The organism is Pseudomonas cremoris, assembly GCF_014230465.1.
This window is the reverse complement of the sequence record NZ_JAAXCY010000002.1, coordinates 252,814-273,961: the sequence shown is the minus strand read 5'-3', so window position 1 is coordinate 273,961 and position 21,148 is coordinate 252,814. Positions and strand designations below refer to the sequence as shown.

Genomic DNA, 21,148 nt, shown 5'->3' with positions numbered 1-21,148 from the left:
AAGAATCGGGGCGTTGTCGCCCCGCAGTTTAGAGGAAGAGTCCGGGGCCCGGGCGACTTCCTTCGGGGAATCTGACGCCCACTTTGCCGATCTTGTTCCCGTCCATGACCGCGACGGTCCAGATGGTGTTGTTCCATTCCACCTGGTCGCCGACGATAGGCGCGCCACCGACTTTCTGGGTGATGAAGCTGCTCAGTGGCATATCCGGGTCGATACCTTCCAGCTTCAGGCCATACAGGGCCGAGACTGCGCCCAGCTGGGCGTCGCCTTCCAGTACGAAGTCGCCGAAGAAGCGCAAATCCAGGCCGCGCTGTGGCGCCTGGCTGAACAGCTTGCCCAGGGCCGGCAGGTTGTGTTCGTGGCCGATCACACAGAGCAGATCGCCGACTTCAAGCACCGTACTACCCGACGGATGGAGCAGTTGCTGGCCTCGGAACAGTGCGGCGATCCGCGTGCCTTCGGGCATTTTCAGCTCGCGCAGGGCGGCGCCAATGCACCACTTTTCGGCGCCCAGACGGTAGACGAACAGCTCCCACTCGCTGGTGACGTGCACTTCCAGGGCCGCGCGGGAGATGGGCGCAGGGTCTGGCGGTACGGTCACCTTGAGCAATTTGGCCACCCACGGCAGGCTCGTACCCTGTACCAGCAGCGAGACCAGCACGATAAAGAACGCCAGGTTGAAGTACAGCTGCGCATGGGGCAGGCCGGCCATCAGCGGGAACACCGCCAGGATGATCGGTACCGCGCCGCGCAAGCCAACCCAGGCGATAAAGGCTTTTTCGCGCCCGTGGAAAGCCTTGAACGGCAGCAGGCCGACCATCACCGACAGCGGCCGCGCAAACAGGATCATCCACAGCGCCAGGCCCAGGGCTGGCAGGGCAATCGGCAACAGATCATGGGGCGTGACCAGCAGGCCCAGCACCAAAAACATGCCGATTTGTGCCAGCCAGGCCATGCCGTCGAGCATATGCAAAATGCCATGACGGCTGCGCACCGGGCGGTTGCCGATCACCAGGCCGCACAGGTACACGGCGAGGAAGCCGCTGCCGTGCAGGGCGTTGGTCACGGCGAAGACGAACAGGCCGCCGGCGATCACCAGGATCGGGTACAGGCCGGTGGCCAGGTTGATGCGGTTGACCATCTGCAGCATCAGCCAGCCGCCGCCCAGGCCGACGATGCCGCCGATGCCGAACTCCCGCACCAAGTGCGTCAGCAGGCTCCAATGCAGGCCGGTCTGGCCGCTGGCGAGCATGTCGATCAGGGTTACGGTGAGGAACACCGCCATCGGGTCGTTGCTGCCGGATTCGATTTCCAGGCTGGCGGTGACCCGTTCGTTCAGGCCCTTGCCGCCTAGCAGCGAGAACACCGCGGCGGCGTCCGTGGAGCCGACGATGGCGCCGATCAGCAAGCCTTGGATGATGTTGAGGTCAAACAGCCAGGCGGCGGCCATGCCGGTCAGGCCGGTGGTGATCAACACCCCCACCGTGGCCAGCGACAACGCCGGCCAGAGTGCCACGCGGAAACTCGCCACGCGTGTGCGCAAGCCGCCGTCCAGCAGGATCACCGCGAGCGCGAGGTTGCCCACCAGGTAGGCGGTCGGGTAGTTATCGAAGATGATGCCGCCGCCATCGACGCCGGCGACCATGCCCACGGCCAGGATGATCACCAGGATCGGGATCCCCAGGCGGGACGAAAGAGAACTCACCAGAATGCTCGCACTCACCAGCAACGCGCCGATCAAGAACAGGCTGTTGATGGTCGTCGCATTCAAAGGCAGTACTCCATGAGTAAACAAGACGGGGCGCAAACTGACCATGCAGTCTGCGTGCCAGCGATTCTAACCTGTTGAATTGCTGCGCTGTCAAAAAGCTTTTGCAAGTTGGCATAGGTCCAATGTGGGAGCGGGCTTGCTCGCGAAAGCGGTGTGCCAGTTAATACATCTGGCGACTGATCCACTGCATTCGCGAGCAAGCCCTCTCCCACATTTTGACCGAGGTGTGTCAGTCAGAGCCTGAAGCGTCCGACCATTCCATTCAGATCCACCGCCAACCGCGACAACTCACTGCTAGCGGCACTCGTCTGGCTGGCCCCTGTCGCCGATTGCACCGACAGATCCCGGATATTCACCAGGTTACGGTCCACTTCCCGCGCCACCTGCGCCTGTTCTTCCGCCGCGCTGGCGATGACCAGGTTGCGTTCGTTGATCTCGACAATCGCGGTATTGATGGTGTCCAGCGAAATCCCCGCGCCTTTGGCGATATTCAACGTCGATTCCGCCCGCTCGGTGCTGTTGCGCATCGAATCCACCGCGTGCTCGGTGCCGGCCTGGATGCTGCCGATCATCCGCTCGATCTCACTGGTGGATTGCTGGGTGCGATGGGCCAGGGCCCGCACTTCATCGGCCACCACGGCGAAACCACGCCCGGCTTCACCCGCACGCGCCGCTTCAATAGCGGCGTTCAAGGCCAGCAAGTTGGTCTGGTCGGCCAGGCCGCGAATCACATCCAGCACCTTGCCGATATCGCGGGATTCATTCGCCAGGTCGCCAATCAACGTCGCGGTGGCTTGCACATCGCCGCTCATGCGCTCGATGGCGCTGACGGTTTCCTGCACCAAGTCACGCCCGTCGCCGGCGGAGGTGGTGGCATTGCGCGAAGCTTCGGAAGTGCTCACCGCGTTACGTGCGACTTCTTCCACCGCGCTGGTCATCTCGTTGACGGCGGTAGCGGCCTGTTCGATTTCGTTGTTCTGCTGGGTCAGGCCACGGGCGCTTTCGTCGGTGACGGCGTTCAGTTCTTCCGCCGCAGACGCAAGCTGGGTGGCGGAGCCGGCGATGCGTTGCAGCGTGTCGCGCAGTTTGTCCTGCATCTTGGCCATGGCCGCCAGCAGACGCCCGGCTTCGTCGTTGCCGTCGATCTTGATCGGTCGCGTCAGGTTGCCTTCGGCAACTTCTTCGGCCGCTTCCAGGGCCTGGGCGATGGGCACGGTGATGCTGCGGGTCAGCAGCCAGGCGAACAGCACGGTCAGTGCCGTGGCGAGTGCCAACAGTCCAACCACCAGGTTGAAGGCCAAGTCATATTGGTCTTTGGCTTGTTGGTTGGTGACCAATGCCATCTGGTTGTTGATCTCCAGCAGGCGCGCCAATACCGCGTTGACCTTCTCGGAATTGCTCAGCAGTTCGGTGTTGATCAGCGTACGCAGGTCTTCCACTTGGTTGGCCCGCGACAGGCTCTTCATACGTGCTTCGATCTGGCGGTACTGGCCGAGCAGATTGACGTATTCGTCATACGTGGCGCGTTCTTCGCGGGTATCGATGAGTTTTTCATAGATGCCTTGGGCGGCGCGGATTTGCTGGTCGCGCAGTTCAAAGGTTTCCAGGGTCTTTTGCTGCACATCCGGCTCGCGGTTGGTCAGCAAACGGTAGGACAGCACGCGCAGGCGCAGGGTCAGTTGGGTGAACTCGTCGAGGGCACGAATGCTTGGCACGCTGGACAGCGTGATCTCTTCAGCGGCGCCGCGAATCTTGCTCATCTGGTTCAAGGCGAACACACCGAGAAACAACATGAGTGCGCCGATCAATGCGAAGCCTAAAAAGGCGCGCGGCGCGATATTCATATTACGAAGGGACATCTTGGAATCCTGGGGAGAAGCGCGATCCGTGCGGCCGTGATACGGGGTATGCATCGCGTATCGGCCATACGACTAAAGTCTTAAAGGGGCGTGCGCTTTTGTCGCATCTGACGAGGGGTTTGGCCGATTCAGGAACCAGATCGGGTAATTGCAGTCACTAAGGCTCGAAAGTGCGGCCCGGCCCCTAAAAATCGGGCTGCGCGCCGGGGATAACCCTGGCATCCGAGGTGAATTTTCTTTATCGTCACCGCCCTTTGAAAAAGCCCGAGAAATCAAAATGTTAGAAGCATCCCTCAGCCAACTGGAACAACTGGTCAGCGACCTGGTACAGCAGAATCAGGAGCTACTGGGCAGCAACGAATCCCTCAAGGCCGAACTGGCCCGCGCCAAGGATGAGAACGACAGCCTGCAACTGAACCTGATGGAGCAGGAAGAAAAGCACGGCGCCACCGCCGCTCGCATTCAAGCGCTGGTTGAGCGTGTGAGCGCAGGTCCTGTCGGCGCATGAATGAAGGGATAAAGGTCGTTTCAATTCTCGGAGAGGATTACTCGATCAAGGCGCCAGCCGGGGAAGACAAAACCCTGATGCACGCCGTGACCATGCTCAAGGCCTCACTGGCCACCACCAAGAAAAAGTACCCGACGCTGATTGGGGACAAATTGCTGGTGCTGGCGGCGCTGAACCTGTGCGCCGAGCAAATCGAATTGCAGCAGGCGCATCAAGAAGAACTCGACCGTTACCAAGAGCAAGTCAGCGCCACGGTTGATGTGATTTCCAAGGCGATCGGACAGCCTTAGAACCACTCGTCCTGCATCGCGAGGCACGTATCATCGCGTGCTTCCAGAATCGCCAGTTCATGATGGCAGCCCGGTATTTCCCACGTCAGGAAGTAACGGGCGGCCTGGAGCTTGCCTTTATAGAAGGCCACATCGGCCGCATTGCCCTTGGCCAAGCCCTCTTCTGCGCGAATCGCTTGTTCCAGCCAGCGCCAGCCAATCACGGTATGCCCGAATACTTTCAGGTACAGCGCCGAGTTCGCCAGGCTGCTGTTGACTTTGCCCTGGGCGAGATCCGTCAGCAGGCCCAGGGTGACCTGTTGCAGGCGGGCTACCAGTTGTTCCAGCGGTTCTCTCAAGGTGGTGAGTGATGGGTACTCTTGGGCGCGGGCACCGGTCTCTGCGATAAGGCGGATCAGTTGCTTGAGCCCTGCGCCACCGTTCTGCGCCAGCTTGCGCCCGAGCAAATCCAGGGACTGGATGCCATGAGTGCCTTCATGAATCGGGTTCAGGCGGTTGTCGCGGTAGTACTGCTCCACCGGGTATTCGCGGGTATAACCGTGACCGCCGAGGATCTGGATCGCCAGTTCGTTGGCCTTGAGGCAGAACTCCGAAGGCCAGGATTTGACGATGGGCGTGAGCAAGTCCAGCAGTTCGTGGGCCTGTTTGCGCTCGGTCTCGGTTCCCAGCGTCGTGGTGTCATCGAACAGGCGCGCGGCGTACAGGCCCAGGTCGAAGGCGCCTTCGACGTAGGCTTTTTGCGTGAGCAACATGCGTTTTATGTCGGCGTGCTGAATGATCGAGACCGGTGCCGTTGTGGGGTCTTTGCTATCGGGCAGACGGCCCTGTGGGCGCTCGCGAGCGTATTCCAGTGAGTACAGGTAACCGGCATAGCCGAGCATCACCGCCCCCATGCCCACGCCGATGCGCGCCTCGTTCATCATCTGGAACATGCAGCTCAAGCCCTGGTGCGGCTTGCCCACCAGATAGCCGACACAGTTACCGTTATCGCCGAAGTTCAACGCAGTAGACGTGGTGCCGCGCCAGCCCATCTTGTGGAACAGCCCGGCCAGCAGCACATCGTTGCGCTCGCCCAGGCTGCCATCGTCGTTGACCAGGAACTTGGGCACGATAAACAGCGAAATGCCCTTCACCCCGGCGGGTGCGTCCGGCAACTTGGCCAGCACCATGTGCACGATGTTTTCCGACAGGGGGTGGTCGCCGCCGGAGATGAAGATCTTGTTGCCCTTGAGTCGATAGGTGCCGTCAGCCGCCGGCTCCGCACGCGTACGAATATCCGACAGTGACGAGCCGGCATGAGGCTCGGTCAGCGCCATGGTGCCGAAGAAACGACCGTCGATCATCGGCTGCAGGAAGCGTTGTTTTTGTTCCTCGGTGCCGAAGCTTTCAATCAGGTTGGCGGCGCCCATGGTCAGGAACGGGTAGGACGTGGAGGCTGCGTTCGCCGACTGGAAATGTGCAAAACAGGCTTGGGACAACAGCGTCGGCAATTGCATGCCGCCCGCTTCGAAACTGCGTGCCGCGTTGAGGAAGCCGGCTTCAAGGAAAGCGTCCACGGCGGGTTTCACTTCCGGGATCAGGATCGCCTTACCATTCTCAAAGCGCGGCTCGTTCTCGTCGTTCTTGCGGTTGTGGGGGGCGAAGTACTTTTCCGCGATGTTGCGCGCCGTACTGATGGCGGCATCGAAGGTTTCCCGATTGTGCTCGGCAAACCGCTCGCGCTGGGTCAGGCCCTCGGCATCGAGGACTTCGTACAGCTCGAAAGCCAGATTGCGGGAACTGAGCAGCGTCTCGGACATGGCGGCTTACCTAGGTGGGAATAGGGCCGAGTCTAAGTGCGCAAATGGAGGGTGGATAGCAAGATTGATCTGGGTGATGGAGCTGCAAAACGCGGATGGGGGAGAAAAGCGCGGCCCAAATGTGGGAGCGGGCTTGCTCGCGAAAGCGTTGGGTCAGTCAACTCATTCAGTGACTGACACTGCGCATTCGCGAGCAAGCCCGCTCCCACATGTCTGACCGCGTTGTGTCAGTTAGCCGATCGTCATCAGGCTGGCGTTACCACCTGCGGCTGCCGTGTTAACACTCAACGCTCGCTCAATCACCAGGCGTTCCAGCGCAATCGCCGTTTCACCTTGTGACAAACCATGTACCCCAACAATCGCTCCGCCACGTTGCGCCACTTGCTGGCACACCGCACGCAATTGGTCGGAATCGCCGTGGTGCAGGACTGCATCAAACACCACCTCGTCCTTGGTCCAGTCGGCCACGCGCTTGATCTTCGCCTGAATCTCTTTAGGCAGGCGTGGGAACACAGCTTTGGTCAGGTCAGTTTCCGGCCATACCGCCGAGCCACCTACCGCCAACACCGCCGCCAGCTGAGTCAGCAGATCGCCCTCTACTTCCGCCAGGCACAACACGTGCTCGCGGGGCAGAATGGCGTAGCTGTTGCGCTCGCCGGTCGGGCCGGCCAACTGGCGGGTGACACCGCTTTGCGATTGCGCGGCGAACTGGCTGCACAGGGCGCTCAGGTCGCTGAACTGGTTGCTGTCGGCCCAGGTTTTGAGGGCGGTCAGCGGCTGGCTCATGGCATCCCGCAGGCGTACATCCGGTGCGGCCAACTTGTCGTTCCGTGCGAAGGATTGCTCGATGGCATCCGTAGGGCGCGTCGACAGCAGGCGGTACAGGTACAGCGGGCCACCGGCTTTCGGACCAGTACCCGACAGGCCTTCGCCGCCGAACGGCTGCACGCCGACCACGGCGCCGACGATGTTGCGGTTCACGTAGACGTTACCGGCATGGACGTTGTCGATCACCTTGGCGATGGTTTCGTCGATGCGGGTGTGCACGCCCAGCGTCAGGCCGTAGCCGGAAGCGTTGATCTGGCCGATAAGCTGGTCGATTTCTTTACGCTTGTAGCGCACCACGTGCAGCACCGGGCCGAAGATCTCCCGTTGCAGTTCGTCGAAGCTTTCGAGTTCGATCAGAGTTGGCATCACGAAGGTGCCGCGTTTGATTTCTTCGCCGTCGGCAATCGCCACCTGGTAAACGTTGCGGCCTTTGTCCCGCATCGCCTGGATGTGCTTCTCGATGCCGGCCTTGGCTTCGGCGTCGATCACCGGGCCGATGTCGACCGACAGGCGCTCCGGGTTGCCCAGGCGGCATTCCGCCATGGCGCCCTTGAGCATTTCGATGACGCGGTCTGCCGAATCTTCCTGCAAGCACAGTACGCGCAGGGCCGAGCACCGTTGGCCGGCGCTGTCGAAGGCCGAGGACACCACGTCGATCACCACTTGTTCGGTGAGTGCCGAGGAGTCGACGATCATCGCGTTCTGGCCACCGGTTTCGGCGATCAGCGGGATCGGGCGGCCCTGGGCATCCAGGCGACCGGCGATGTTGCGTTGCAGCAGGCGCGCTACTTCGGTCGAGCCGGTGAACATCACGCCTTTGACGCGATCATCGCCCACCAGGCGGGCACCCACGGTTTCGCCTTGGCCCGGCAGCAGTTGCAGCACGCCTTGCGGAATACCGGCTTCTAGCAGGATGCGCACGGCTTGGGCGGCGACGAGCGGGGTTTGCTCGGCAGGCTTGGCCAATACCGGGTTGCCGGCGGCCAATGCAGCAGCGACTTGACCGCTGAAAATCGCCAGCGGGAAGTTCCACGGGCTGATGCACACCACTGGGCCCAACGGGCGGTGGGCGTCATTGGTGAAGTCGTTGCGTGCCTGCACAGCGTAGTAACGCAGGAAGTCCACGGCTTCCCGCACTTCGGCGATGGCGTTGGCGAAGGTCTTGCCAGCTTCGCGGGCCAGCAGGCCCATCAGCGGCTGGATCTCGCTTTCCATCAGGTCGGCAGCGCGTTCCAGGATCGCGGCGCGCTCGGCGGGCGGGGTGGCCTGCCAGATCGGGCCGGCGCTGATGGCGCACTGGATGGCGTTGTCTACGTCTTGAACGGTGGCTTCTTGCACATGGCCAACCACGTCACGCAGGTCGGACGGATTCAGCACCGGCGCCGCTGGCTGTTCGCTGGAGGCGCAACCGAGCATCGGCGCAGCTTTCCAGTTGTTGTGTGCGGTGGCCAACAGGGCGCATGACAACGACGCCAGGCGGTGTTCGTTGGCCAGGTCGATACCGGCCGAGTTGGCGCGCTCGCTGCCATACAGGTCACGCGGCAAAGGGATGCGCGGGTGCGGCAGGCCGAAGCCGCCTTCCAGCGTGGCCATTTGCTCGATGCTGGCCACTGGATCAGCCACCAGTTCCTGAATCGAGATGGACTGGTCGGCAATACGGTTGACGAACGAAGTGTTGGCGCCGTTTTCCAGCAGGCGACGTACCAGGTAAGCCAGCAGTGTTTCGTGGGTGCCAACCGGCGCGTACACACGGCACGGACGGTTCAGCTTGCCATCGGAGACTTTGCCTACAACTTGCTCGTACAGCGGCTCACCCATGCCGTGCAGGCATTGGAACTCGTACTGGCCGGGGTAATAGTTCTGACCGGCGATATGGTAGATGGCCGACAGGGTGTGGGCGTTGTGCGTGGCAAACTGCGGGTAGATGACTTCCGGTACCGACAGCAGTTTGCGTGCACAGGCGATGTAGGAAACGTCGGTGTACACCTTGCGGGTGTACACCGGGTAGCCTTCCAGGCCTTCGACCTGGGCGCGTTTGATCTCGCTGTCCCAGTACGCGCCTTTTACCAGGCGGATCATCAGGCGATGGCGGCTGCGGCGCGCCAGGTCGATGACGTAGTCGATCACATACGGGCAGCGCTTCTGGTAAGCCTGGATCACGAAACCGATGCCGTTCCAGCCAGTCAGCTGCGGCTCGAAGCACAGGCGTTCGAGCAGGTCCAGCGACAGCTCCAGGCGGTCGGCTTCCTCGGCATCGATGTTCAAACCGATGTCGTATTGCTTGGCCAGCAGGGTCAGGGACAGCAGGCGCGGGTACAGCTCATCCATCACACGCTCGTACTGCGCACGGCTGTAGCGCGGGTGCAGGGCCGAGAGCTTGATGGAGATGCCTGGGCCTTCATAGATCCCACGGCCATGAGACGCCTTGCCGATGGAGTGAATGGCTTGTTCGTACGAGGCCAGGTATTTCTGCGCATCGTGTTCGGTGAGTGCGGCTTCACCGAGCATGTCGTAGGAATAACGGAAGCCCTTGGCTTCGAATTTGCTCGCGTTGGCCAGGGCTTCGGCGATGGTTTCGCCGGTCACGAACTGCTCGCCCATCAGGCGCATGGCCATGTCGACGCCCTTGCGGATCATCGGCTCGCCGCTTTTGCCGATGATGCGGCTCAGGGACGAAGTCAGGCCTGCTTCGTTGTGGGTAGCGACCAGTTTGCCGGTTAGCAGCAGGCCCCAGGTGGCGGCGTTGACGAACAGTGACGGGCTGTTGCCCAGGTGCGGCTGCCAGTTACCGGTGCTGATCTTGTCGCGGATCAGCGCGTCGCGGGTGCCCTTGTCCGGGATGCGCAGCAGCGCTTCGGCCAGGCACATCAGCGCCACGCCTTCCTGGGACGACAGGGAAAACTCTTGCAGCAGGCCCTGAACAATACCGGCGCGGCCGCCAGCACTCTTCTGGTTACGCAATTTTTCGGCAATCGAAGCGGCCAGCTTGTTGGTAGCTTCGGCCATTGGCGCCGGCAGGCGGGCCTGTTCGATCAGCATCGGCACCACTTCCGGCTCTGGGCGACGGTAAGCGGCGGTGATCGAGGCGCGCAGCACGGATTGCGGCAGGATGCTCTCGGCGAACTCCAGGAAGCACTGGTGAGCGTGGTCGGTCTGGACCTCGCCTGCGTCGTCAGCGTCCTTGGTGCTCAAGCCATTGAGCTCATTCAGGGTTGCACCACCCTCCAGTTTCTCCAGGTAATTGAAAATCGCCTGCTTGATCAGCCAGTGCGGCGTGCGATCAATGGAGGTCGCGGCCGCCTTCAGGCGTTCACGGGTCGGGTCGTCGAGTTTGACCCCAAGGGTGGTCGTAGCCATTTTCTTATCCTCATGGGTGCCACTACCGAGTGGCATCAGCTGGCGGCAAGATTAGCTTTGCCCATGAAGAGGTGCAACCGGGTGCAACCCTTTTTATCCATGAAATTTTCAGAGGGGTGCATGAAAAAACGCAGCCTCAGCAGAATCTGCTTTACGGTGGTGCGTTTGCTTATGAGTTCGGCTGTTCTTGCTCCGAAAAGGAGCAAAAACGCGGTGTTTTCTGCAATTCACATCAAGGTGCAACTTATTCTCAAGAAACTGGTTGCACCCTATTTGCTTTGTTGAATAGCATTCGCGCCCAAGGTGCAACCACCTCAACGAGTCGGTTCATCGGCTGACGGCTTTCCTGGGGAAACGTCAGTCATAAATGCGCGGCACGCAGTTACGTCTACCTACTTCACAGTGGATGGCCGTCTGACAGACCGCTGCTACATAAAAACAAAGCCAGGGCGTCACTCTTATGAGCGTTAGTAATCCAACCCTGATCACGTTTGTGATCTACATCGCAGCAATGGTGCTGATCGGCTTCATGGCCTATCGCTCCACCAACAACCTTTCCGATTACATCCTCGGCGGTCGCAGCCTCGGCAGCGTGGTCACAGCCTTGTCGGCTGGTGCTTCCGACATGAGCGGCTGGTTGTTGATGGGCCTGCCAGGTGCCATCTACATGTCCGGCTTGTCGGAAAGCTGGATCGCCATCGGCCTGATCGTCGGTGCCTACCTCAACTGGCTGTTCGTGGCCGGTCGCTTGCGGGTCCAGACCGAACACAACGGCGACGCCCTGACCCTGCCGGATTACTTCTCCAGCCGTTTCGAAGATAAAAGCGGCCTGCTGCGGATTATCTCCGCCGTCGTGATCCTGGTGTTCTTCACCATCTACTGCGCCTCCGGCATCGTGGCCGGTGCCCGCCTGTTCGAAAGCACCTTCGGCATGTCCTACGAGACTGCGCTGTGGGCCGGTGCTGCGGCGACCATTGCCTACACCTTCGTCGGTGGTTTCCTGGCAGTAAGCTGGACCGATACCGTACAAGCCACCCTGATGATCTTTGCGTTGATCCTCACGCCGATCATCGTGCTGCTGGCCACGGGTGGCGTCGACACCACCTTCCTGGCCATCGAAGCCAAGAACCCCGACAACTTCAACATGCTGAAAAACACCACCTTCATCGGCATCATTTCGCTGATGGGTTGGGGCCTGGGTTACTTCGGCCAGCCGCATATCCTGGCGCGCTTCATGGCGGCGGATTCGGTGAAGTCGATTGCCAACGCGCGTCGTATCTCCATGACCTGGATGATCCTGTGCCTGGGCGGCACCGTGGCGGTGGGCTTCTTCGGTATCGCGTACTTCTCGGCGCACCCGGAAGTCGCGGGCCCGGTCAACGAGAACCACGAGCGTGTGTTCATCGAACTGGCCAAGCTGCTGTTCAACCCGTGGATCGCTGGCGTGCTGCTGTCGGCCATCCTGGCGGCGGTGATGAGCACCCTGAGCTGCCAATTGCTGGTGTGCTCCAGCGCCCTGACCGAAGACTTCTACAAGACCTTCTTGCGCAAAAACGCCTCCCAGCTTGAGCTGGTGTGGGTCGGCCGCGCCATGGTGCTGGTGGTTGCCCTGATCGCCATCGCCATGGCCGCCAACCCGAACAACCGCGTGTTGGGCCTGGTGAGCTACGCCTGGGCCGGCTTCGGTGCTGCATTCGGGCCTGTGGTGCTGATCTCGGTGATCTGGAAAGGCATGACTCGTAACGGCGCACTGGCCGGCATCCTGGTGGGTGCGATCACGGTGATCGTTTGGAAACACTTCGAGCTGCTGGGTCTGTACGAAATCATCCCAGGCTTTATCTTCGCCAGCCTGGCGATCTACTTCGTGAGCAAGATGGGCGCACCGACTGCGGGTATGGTCGAGCGCTTTGATGCGGCGGAGAAGGACTACAACCTCAACAAGTAATTCGCCGGGCGTTTGGCGCTCGATGAATAGAAAGAAAGGCCCGCATCCTACGGATTGCGGGCCTTTTTTTGCGTTTGATTTGAGTCGCTTCGAAGAAGATTCACGCGCCGCGGCGTAGGGTTTTACTGATTTGTCTGGGGTGTGTTCAGCAGGGGTTAGCCGTGATGCAGAATCCCTCACCCACCCCTCGCAGAGAAACACCGGATGTTCGCTCCTGCCAATCAAAGTGCTTTCAACCTGACCCTGGATGGGGTTGCCAGTGATCTCAAGGTCTACAGCTTCAAGGGGACCGAGGCGCTCAGCCAGCCTTACTGCTTCGACCTTGAACTGGTCGGCGAACAGCCCGATCTTGACTTGGAAAGCCTGCTGCACCGCCCGGTGTATTTAGGCTTCGATGATCAGGATCGGGGCGTGCACGGCTTGGTTCATCGTGTGGCGCAAGGTGATTCCGGGCGGCGCCTGACGCGCTACCAGATCAGCCTTGTGCCGCAGTTGGCCTATCTGAAACACAGCAGCCACCAGCGTATTTTTCAGCATCTGACGGTGCCGCAGATCGTTGCGCAGGTATTGGTGGGGCAGGGTATCCAGAGCGATTGCTTTGAGTTCCGCCTCAGTGGCGCTTATCCCAAGCGCGAGTATTGCGTGCAATTTGGTGAGACCGACCTGGCGTTCATTCAGCGGCTGTGTGCTGAGTTGGGGATCCACTATCACTTCCAGCACTCGGCCGAGCGGCACCTGCTGGTGTTTGGGGATGACCAGACGGTGTTCGCTCAGGCGGAGCAGCCCACCCCTTACTCGCCGGGTTCCGGAATGGTTGCGGACGCGCCTGCGATCAAGCGCTTTACGGTGCAACTGGAAGCCCGCACGACAGCCGTGAACTTGCGTGATTACGACTTGCGCAAGCCGCGCTTGGCACTGGAAAGCGCGGTGTCTGACGAGCATGTGCCACGCCTGGAAGAGCAGGGTTACCCGGGTTGTTTCAGCGACCGAGCCCATGGCAAATACCTTGCGCAGCGCGGTTTGGAGCGCCACCGCAGCGATTATCGAATCGCCCATGGCAGCGGTGACGAGACGGCTTTGCTCAGTGGCCGCTTTCTCCAATTGTCGGGTCATCCTCGTGAAGACTGGAATGACTTGTGGCTGGTGACGCATGTCACTCATGAAGGCCAGCAACCCCAGGTGTTGGAAGAGGCCGTGACCGAGTCCGCCGGAGGGGATTTGCGCCAGGGTTACCGCAACGAGTTCCGTGCTGCACCGTGGGATGTGATTTTCCGCCCGGCCATGCCAACACAGCTGCGACCAAGCATTGCGGGCTACCAGAATGCAGTGGTCACCGGCCCCGAAGGCAGTGAAGTTCACTGTGATGAGTACGGCCGGGTCAAGGTGCAAATGGCCTGGGACCGCAGCGGCGAACACAATGACCATTCCAGTTGCTGGCTACGTGTAGCGAGCGGGTGGGCCCATGACCGCTATGGCGCGGTGCTGATCCCGCGTGTCGGCATGGAGGTGTTGGTGGGCTTCGTCAACGGCGATATGGATATGCCGGTGGTGGTGGGCTGTCTGCCCAACGCGGCAACGCCCGTGCCGCTGGACCTACCGGCGGACAAGACCCGCAGTATCTTCCGCAGCCAGAGCAGCCCCGGTGGTGGTGGCTACAACGAGCTGCGCATCGAAGACCGGCAGGGTGCCGAGGAGATCTACCTGCGCGCTCAGCGGGATTGGACCCAGGACGTGTTGCATGACCATCGGGTGAACGCCGGGCGAGCCATTCAGATGGGGGCGGGACAAAGCGTGGTGATCGACGCTGGCGCCAGCGTGACGATCCAGGCCGGAGGTCACTCGATTTCCATTTCTGCGGCCGGCATTTTCAGCAGCATACCGATCAAACTTGCCGGCGCCGCTGTGCCCTTGGTGACTGGACTGCCGCAGTCGTTGCTTGCGCCGTTGAGTCGCGTGCAAGTGAATTCCTTCAAACGCAGTGCACCGTTTTGCGAAGAGTGCGAACGCTGCAGGAATGGCCAGTGCGAGATCGCCTGATCTTTTACTTTAAAAGGACGTTATGTCGATGCTGCAACCTTTGATTGCTGGTGAACAGATCTTTGCTGTGCTGGGCGCCGCCAGTGACGCTAAGCCATTGGAGGCTTGGCAGGCGATGGCGGCCGGCGCGCCGCTGCATCCTCTGTGGGCGGGCACGGCTTACGCGGGGTGGGATGAGGTGATGCCTTATGTGGGCATCGTCGAACCGGGAAGCCCCTTCCTGGGTTGGGCGCTGTCCACGCAAGCGTTGGATTGGGGTTGGCTGGCCGTCTCTTCCTGTCCACTGGAAACCGTGGTTGGGCATCTGCAAGGCCTGACCAAAGTGTACCTGCCCGATGGCAAGCAGGTGTTCCTGCGCTTCTGGGACGGTGCGCAGTTTCTACCGATCCTCCAGCAGGCGGGGGGTGAGATATTGCCGGTGTTCCGGCGTTACCTGATCAATGGCCAGCCGTTGAGCGTTACGAGCAGCCCAGTCACAGCCGCCAAAGCCAGCCCCTGGTGGCGAGTCCCTGCAGCGTTACTGGAGCACCTGGCCGGGCAATCCCCACACACCCTCATCGACAACCTGGTGCAAGGGCTGGAAGAACAACGCCCCGACCTGCACGCTGCCTTCACGCCGACGACCTTGCAGCACAAGGTCGCCTACTTCGCGCGCAACCCGGCTATCAGCCATGAGGCGCTGGCTGATTACCTGGCCTCAGAGCTGAGTTGAACCCAACGCCTGCTGCAGGTCCTCGATCAGGTCTTCGATCGCCTCGATGCCCACTGACAGGCGGATCATTTCCGGCTTCACGCCGGCCTTGGCTTGTTCCTGCTCGTTCATCTGCCGATGGGTGGTGGATGCCGGGTGGCAGGCCAGGGACTTGGCGTCGCCGATGTTCACCAGGCGCTTGAAAATTTGTAGCGCGTCATAGAAACGCACACCGGCTTCGTAGCCGCCCTTCAAGCCGAACGACAGGATCGCTGATGGCTTGCCTTGCAGGTACTTCTGCGCCAGTTCGTGGTGCGGGTGATCCGGCAGACCTGCATAGCTGACCCACTCCACATCGGCATGGCCTTGCAGGAATTGCGCAACCTTCAAGGCGTTCTCGGTATGGCGTTCCATGCGCAGCGCCAGGGTTTCCAGGCCTTGCAGCAGCAGGAAAGCGTTCATCGGTGCCAGTGCCGCGCCGGTATTGCGCAATGGCACGGTGCGGGCACGGGCAATGAAGGCGGCAGGGCCGAATTTTTCGGTGTAGACCACGCCGTGATAGGCAGGCTCAGGATTATTGAGGCCGGGGAATTTCTCCGGGTAATCGGTCCATGGGAAGGTGCCGCTGTCGACGATCACACCGCCCAGGGAGTTGCCGTGGCCGCCGATGTATTTGGTCACCGAATGCACCACGATATCGGCGCCGAACTGGATCGGCTTGCACAGGATCGGGGTAGCCACGGTGTTGTCCACCATCAATGGCACGCCACGGGCATGCGCAACGTTGGCCAACGCCTCCAGGTCGACGATATTGCCCGCCGGGTTGCCGATGCTTTCGCAGTACACCAGCTTGGTGTTGTCGTCGATCAATTCGGCGATGGCCTCGGCGCTGTCGTCGCGGGCAAAGCGCACGTCTACACCGAAGCTCGGCAGCAAATGGGCGAACAGGGTGTAGGTGCCACCGTATAGTTGCGGCGTGGTGACGATATTGTCACCGGCTCGGGTGAGGGTCTGGATCGCGTAATGAATCGCTGCGCTGCCCGCTGAGACTGCAAGCGCCGCGATACCGCCTTCAAGGGCGGCGATGCGCTGCTCGAGCACGTCGTTGGTGGGGTTCATGATGCGCGTGTAGATATTGCCGGGCACGTCCAGGTTGAACAGATCGGCACCGTGTTGGGCGTTATCGAATTCGAAGGCGACGTTCTGATAGATCGGCACGGCGACGGCCTTGGTGGTCGGGTCCGACTTGAAGCCGTGGTGCAATGCGATGGTGGCGTCTTTCATGATTGTTGTAGACCTCCCTGGATAGTGGATCGCCACAATAAATCTGCTCCAATCCGGGCATTTAGATTTTTTTCAGCCTTCACCCGACATTTTCGACATAAGCGCCGCCCGGCACGCCGCACTGCACCTAAGCCTGCGTAAAAGGTAAACTTCGCCCCCTGCGCAGGAGCAACCATGAATTATCGTCACGCCTTTCACGCCGGCAACCACGCCGATGTCTTCAAACACCTGACCTTGACCCGCCTCATCGCCCTGATGTCGCGCAAGGAGCAGCCGTTCGCCTACCTCGACACCCACGCCGGTATCGGTCTGTACGACCTGCAGGGCGACCAGGCCAACCGCACCGGTGAATACCTGGAAGGCATTGCACGCCTGTGGGGCGAGAACGACCTGCCGCCATTGACCGCCGACTACATGCGGGTGCTGCACGAGATGAACCCGGACGGCCAGTTGCGTTACTACCCTGGTTCGCCGGAACTGGCGCGACGTCTCAAACGGCCTCAGGATCGTGTGTTGCTCAATGAAAAGCATCCGGAAGACGGCGTGCTGCTCAAGGACAACATGAAAGGTGATCGCCGCGTCAAAGTGCACCTGGGCGAAGGCTGGCATGTGCCGCGTGCCTTGCTGCCGGTGCCGGAGAAGCGCGCGCTGATGCTGATCGACCCGCCGTTCGAGAAGCTCGACGAGATGCAGCGCTGTGCCGCGTCCCTCAAAGAGGCCGTGAGCCGCATGCGTCAGACGGTCGCCGCCATCTGGTACCCAGTGAAGGATCAGCGCCTGTTGCGCCGCTTCTACCAGGACCTGGCCGGCACCGGCGCGCCGAAGCTGTTGCGGGTGGAATTGCTGGTGCATCCATTGGACACGCCGAACACATTGACCGGCTCGGGCCTGGCGATTGCCAACCCGCCATGGGGCCTGGAAGAGGAATTGCGTGAGCTGCTGCCGTGGTTGTCCAAGAAGCTTGGGCAAACCCAGGGTGGGTGGCAGATGGATTGGCTCATCGCCGAGTAATCAGCTCGACGGCCAGACACAGAACCAAATGTGGGAGCGGGCTTGCTCGCGAATACGCAGTGTCAGTCACAGAATCAGGTGACTGACCCACCGCTTTCGCTAGCAAGCCCGCTCCCACACAAGCCCGCTCCCACATTGTGATTCGCGGCGCTCTCTTAGATCGGGCAGGTCACGCCCGTGCCGCCGATGCCGCAATATCCCTGCGGATTCTTTGCCAGGTACTGCTGGTGGTACGCTTCGGCGAAGAATACGGTTGGCGCTTGATCGATTTCCGTTGTGATCGTGCCCAGGCCCGCCTTGGTCAACTCGCCCTGATAGGCATCGGCACTGGCCTGCGCCGCGGCCAATTGCTCCGGCGTGGTTGCATAGATTACCGAACGGTACTGGCTGCCAATGTCATTGCCCTGGCGCATGCCCTGGGTTGGGTTGTGCAATTCCCAGAACATTTTCAGCAGGTCTTCGTATTTCACCTTGGCTTGGTCGTACACCACCAGCACCACTTCGCTGTGGCCGGTCAGGCCCGAGCAGACCTCTTCATAGGTCGGGTTCGGCGTGAAGCCGCCGGCGTAGCCGACCACGGTGCTGACCACGCCATCACGCTGCCAGAATTTGCGCTCGGCGCCCCAGAAGCAACCCAGGCCAAAGATCGCAAAGCCGACGTCATCGAGGAAGGGGCCCAGCAGCGGGTTGCCGTTGACGAAGTGAGTCTCCGGCAGCGCCATCGGGGTTTCACGGCCAGGCAAAGCTTGTTCTTGAGTAGGCAGCACGTTTTTGTTCACCAGAATTTCCGAGCGCAAGACCATGATCAGTCCTCTCGTCAGGTTGAGTTAGCGGTAAAGATTCAGACAGCCAGTGTGCCCGAGTGTTACAGCGCTGTCAGGCGATTGGCCCGCGCGGATAACGTTTGAGCATCGCCAGCAGCTCTGCCCCGGGGATTGGCCGGTCAAACAGGTAACCCTGGCCCACATCGCAACGGTGCCGGCGCAGGAACGCCAGTTGCTCGGCGGTCTCAATGCCTTCGGCGACCACCTTGAGCTTGAGGTTGTGAGCCATCGCGATCACCGCCGAGGTGATTTCCATGTCGTCCTGGTTATCCGGGATTTCGTGGATAAAGCTGCGATCGATCTTAATGATGTCGATGGGGAATTTTTTCAAGTAGCTCAGCGACGAGTAGCCGGTGCCGAAGTCGTCCATGGCCAGGGTCAGGCCAAAGCTTTTCAGTTGATCCAGTTGCAGGCGGGTGTCTTCGGTGGCTTCCAGCAGCAATCCCTCAGTCAGCTCCAGTTCCAGCAGGTTGGCCGGTAGGTCTTCTTCTTTGAGGATGGTGGCAATCGAGGCCACCAGGTCCGGGTCGGAGAACTGCTTGGGTGACAAGTTGATCGCCACCTGCAGGTTACCCATGCCGCCGGCGCTCAATTGCTTGCTCATGCGGCACGCCTGGCGTGCGATCCACTTGCCGATGGGGATGATCAGCCCGGTCTCTTCAGCCACGCTGATGAACTGGTCTGGACGGATCATGCCCTTTTCCGGGTGGTTCCAGCGCAACAGCGCTTCCATGCCCAGCAGGCGACCGCTGCGCAGGCACAGCTTGGGCTGGTAGAACACATCCAGTTCATTCTGGGTCAGGGCGCGGCGCAGGTTATTTTCCACGAACAGCTTGTAACTGGCTTCGGCGTTAAGCGCTTCGGTAAACACCTGTACCTGGTGTTTGCCGTTGGCCTTGGCCTTGTGCAGCGCCAAACCGGCGTTGCGCATCAGCGTCTGCGGGTCACGCCCATGCAGTGGCGCACACGCCAGGCCGACCGAGCCGGTGACGCTGATCAATTGGTTGTCGACGAACATCGGTTTGTCGAGGGTGGTCAGCAGTTGGCTGGCGACCTGTTGGCCGCTTTCCAGGTCGGTATCGTCCAGCAGCACCGCAAATTCGTTACTGGCAAACCGCGCCAGGCTCCCGCCGGCACTCAAGCTGTTGCGCAGGCGCCGCGCGAGGCTGATCAACAACTTGTCGCCGGTCTGGTGGCCAAGGCTGTCGTTGATCCGCTTGAAGTTGTCGATGTCCACCAGTAGCAGGCTGATCGGGCTGTCGCTGTCGCGGGCAAAGCGTTCGTCGAGGTTGCGGATGAACGCCGGACGGTTGCCCAGGTTGGTCAGGTTGTCGGTGTACGCCAAACGCTCGATGCGCTGCTGAGCCAGTTTGGTCTGGGTGATGTCTTCGTAAATGCCGATGTAGTGGGTCAACTCGCGGTTGTCGCCATACACCTTGGAAATCGACAGCTGGCCCCAGTAGGGTTCTAGGTTCTTGCGGCGACTCTTGAATTCACCCTGCCAGCTGTTGCTCTTGGCCAGGCTCGATGGCGCATCGAACAGCAACTCGCTGAGGTTCTCCAGTGCCGGTAGTTGGGCCAGGCGATGGCCGTGGACTTCCTCGGCGCTGTACTGGGTAATCGCGGTAAAGCTGGGGTTGACGTACTCCACCACCCCGTCGCAATTGACCAGCAGAAAGGCGTTGGCACTTTGCTCCACGGCACGTTGGAACAGGTGCAGGGCGCTGGTCGCCGTGCGGCGGTTGTGGTTGTTGATGACCTGCGCAAACTGGTCCGCCAGTTCACCGGCAAAGGCGATCTCGTCAGCCTGCCATGCCCGTGAGCTGCCGCCCTGTTCCAGGCACAGTACGCCCACTACCTGGCCATCGACGCGGATGCTGGCGTCGAGCATGGCGTGGATGTCTTTGGCGCGCAGGTTGTCGGCCATTTCCCGGGTGCGCGGGTCGCGCATGGCGTTGGTGGCGTCGATGGCCCGACTGCTGTGCAAGGCTTCCAGGTAGTCCGGGAAGCAACTGGCATCGATGGGCTCGGGCAAGTGGTGCTGCTGGTCGTCGCGGTGGTAGGCCGAGATCGGCACCAGGCGCTGGCCTTCGAGGTTCCAGATACTGGCGCAGTCGATCTGGTAGATATCGCACGCGCTACGGGTGATCAGCTCAGCGGCTTCTTGCAGCGAATTGTGGGTGGTGTAGCGCTGGCGGGCCAGCAGCAGAATCAGCTCTTGCTGGGCGCGCACCCGCTCCAGATGCTGCAGCTGTTCCTGTTGTGCGCGCTGGTTGAGCTCCAGGGCGATCTGCAGGCGGCTGTTCTGGCTCTCCAGGTCTGCCGTCGGGGCAGGCGCGGGAATTTCGCTGAACAGTCCGTCGACCACCATGAGGTAGCCGCGCAGCAGGTGACGATTATGTTGTTTGTAGGCTTCGCCCATTTCCAGCAGGCTCAGCGGGCCGTCGCTGGTGTGCAGGGTGTAGCGCACCAGGTAGTGAGGGCTCTGCGTCAGTTGCTGCTGGATAGTGTCGTGCAATTGATAGCGCGCCTGGGGCTCCATCAGGCTAGCGTAGGGGGTGCCGAGCAGGGCACACAGCTCGACCGCTGGCAGGCCGAATTGGCGCTCGCAATTGGGGTCGAGGTAGAGCAGGGCCCAGCTCGCCTCATTAAGCCGCTCGAAACGCAGCATACCGAGGCGCGAAGGCACCGGTAATTGCGTCACTACCTCGGCCGCCATACGGGCGACATCGGGTTGGCTTTTCATGGGGGGAACTCACTTGAAATAACGCGCACGGCGCCGGGCTCACGCCCTCTTTTCTGTTGCCTGCGGCAAGGTTGCATCATGCGGCGCGGGCTGACAAGAGAGGATGAAGGCTAAGTGCTATAAGGGTGTTATCGGCCGCGCGAGGGATTTCTACAGTCGAGGTGATGGAAGGTGTACAAACCTGTTTTACCTGTCCAA

The 21,148-nt window shown here is 60.9% G+C and carries 13 protein-coding genes and 2 pseudogenes; 7 read left to right on the top strand and 8 right to left on the bottom strand.

Annotation, left to right across the window (positions count from 1 at the left end; all coding sequences use genetic code 11):
• Positions 1–28: 28 nt before the first annotated feature.
• The 3 genes and pseudogenes from HF257_RS04745 to HF257_RS33520 form a co-directional block, all read right to left on the bottom strand.
• A complete protein-coding gene (locus HF257_RS04745; protein WP_058423526.1) occupies positions 29–1,771 on the bottom strand; it encodes a potassium/proton antiporter in 1,743 nt (580 codons plus the stop codon).
• Between the two features lie 233 nt (positions 1,772–2,004).
• Positions 2,005–2,604, bottom strand: a pseudogene (locus HF257_RS33525) (methyl-accepting chemotaxis protein); the annotation flags it as partial.
• Positions 2,605–2,907: 303 nt separating this feature from the next.
• A pseudogene (locus tag HF257_RS33520) lies at positions 2,908–3,564 on the bottom strand (MCP four helix bundle domain-containing protein); the annotation flags it as partial.
• 343 nt (positions 3,565–3,907) lie between these two features.
• Here HF257_RS33520 and HF257_RS04735 point away from each other — a divergent pair.
• Both HF257_RS04735 and HF257_RS04730 read left to right on the top strand, forming a co-directional pair.
• The gene (locus tag HF257_RS04735; RefSeq protein WP_034136607.1) at positions 3,908–4,138 is read left to right on the top strand and encodes a hypothetical protein; all 231 of its coding nucleotides are present in this window, start codon (positions 3,908–3,910) and stop codon (positions 4,136–4,138) included.
• Complete coding sequence (locus HF257_RS04730) at positions 4,135–4,428, top strand: cell division protein ZapA (RefSeq protein ID WP_185704963.1); 294 nt, start codon at positions 4,135–4,137, stop codon at positions 4,426–4,428. The genes HF257_RS04735 and HF257_RS04730 overlap by 4 nt, the downstream gene beginning before the upstream one ends.
• Here HF257_RS04730 and HF257_RS04725 read toward each other — a convergent pair.
• Together HF257_RS04725 and putA are read right to left on the bottom strand one after the other, a co-directional pair.
• Positions 4,425–6,227 carry an acyl-CoA dehydrogenase gene (locus HF257_RS04725; RefSeq protein WP_185704965.1) on the bottom strand — a complete coding sequence of 601 codons (1,803 nt, stop codon included), beginning with the start codon at positions 6,225–6,227 and terminating at the stop codon, positions 4,425–4,427. The two genes, HF257_RS04730 and HF257_RS04725, sit on opposite strands and share 4 nt — an antisense overlap.
• Positions 6,228–6,458: 231 nt before the next feature.
• Positions 6,459–10,412: a trifunctional transcriptional regulator/proline dehydrogenase/L-glutamate gamma-semialdehyde dehydrogenase gene (gene putA / locus HF257_RS04720; RefSeq protein WP_185704967.1), complete on the bottom strand. Its 3,954-nt coding sequence runs from the start codon at positions 10,410–10,412 to the stop codon at positions 6,459–6,461.
• Positions 10,413–10,441: 29 nt separating this feature from the next.
• Here putA and HF257_RS04715 point away from each other — a divergent pair, with 29 nt between their 5' ends.
• The 4 genes from HF257_RS04715 (at position 10,442) to HF257_RS04700 (ending at position 15,106) form a co-directional block, all read left to right on the top strand.
• Positions 10,442–10,750, top strand: a complete 309-nt coding sequence (locus HF257_RS04715; RefSeq protein WP_185704969.1) for a hypothetical protein — start codon at positions 10,442–10,444, stop codon at positions 10,748–10,750.
• A gap of 122 nt (positions 10,751–10,872) precedes the next feature.
• A complete protein-coding gene (gene putP / locus HF257_RS04710; protein ID WP_185704971.1) occupies positions 10,873–12,357 on the top strand; it encodes a sodium/proline symporter PutP in 1,485 nt (494 codons plus the stop codon).
• 204 nt (positions 12,358–12,561) lie between these two features.
• A complete protein-coding gene (locus tag HF257_RS04705) occupies positions 12,562–14,394 on the top strand; it encodes a type VI secretion system Vgr family protein (RefSeq protein WP_185704973.1) in 1,833 nt (610 codons plus the stop codon).
• Between the two features lie 28 nt (positions 14,395–14,422).
• The gene (locus HF257_RS04700) at positions 14,423–15,106 is read left to right on the top strand and encodes a DUF4123 domain-containing protein (protein WP_185704975.1); all 684 of its coding nucleotides are present in this window, start codon (positions 14,423–14,425) and stop codon (positions 15,104–15,106) included.
• On the opposite strand, the gene HF257_RS04695 is transcribed toward HF257_RS04700, so the two are convergent.
• The gene (locus HF257_RS04695; RefSeq protein ID WP_185704977.1) at positions 15,092–16,369 is read right to left on the bottom strand and encodes an O-acetylhomoserine aminocarboxypropyltransferase/cysteine synthase family protein; all 1,278 of its coding nucleotides are present in this window, start codon (positions 16,367–16,369) and stop codon (positions 15,092–15,094) included. The genes HF257_RS04700 and HF257_RS04695 overlap by 15 nt on opposite strands.
• Before the next feature lie 174 nt (positions 16,370–16,543).
• Here HF257_RS04695 and HF257_RS04690 point away from each other — a divergent pair, with 174 nt between their 5' ends.
• Positions 16,544–17,380, top strand: coding sequence for a 23S rRNA (adenine(2030)-N(6))-methyltransferase RlmJ (locus tag HF257_RS04690; protein ID WP_185704979.1), 837 nt, complete (start codon positions 16,544–16,546; stop codon positions 17,378–17,380).
• A gap of 155 nt (positions 17,381–17,535) precedes the next feature.
• Here HF257_RS04690 and msrA read toward each other — a convergent pair whose 3' ends face one another.
• Entirely contained in the window at positions 17,536–18,183 is a 648-nt protein-coding gene (gene msrA / locus HF257_RS04685; protein ID WP_185704981.1) for a peptide-methionine (S)-S-oxide reductase MsrA, read from the bottom strand.
• Positions 18,184–18,256: 73 nt separating this feature from the next.
• The gene (locus HF257_RS04680) at positions 18,257–20,950 is read right to left on the bottom strand and encodes a putative bifunctional diguanylate cyclase/phosphodiesterase (protein ID WP_185704983.1); all 2,694 of its coding nucleotides are present in this window, start codon (positions 20,948–20,950) and stop codon (positions 18,257–18,259) included.
• Positions 20,951–21,148 lie beyond the last annotated feature (198 nt).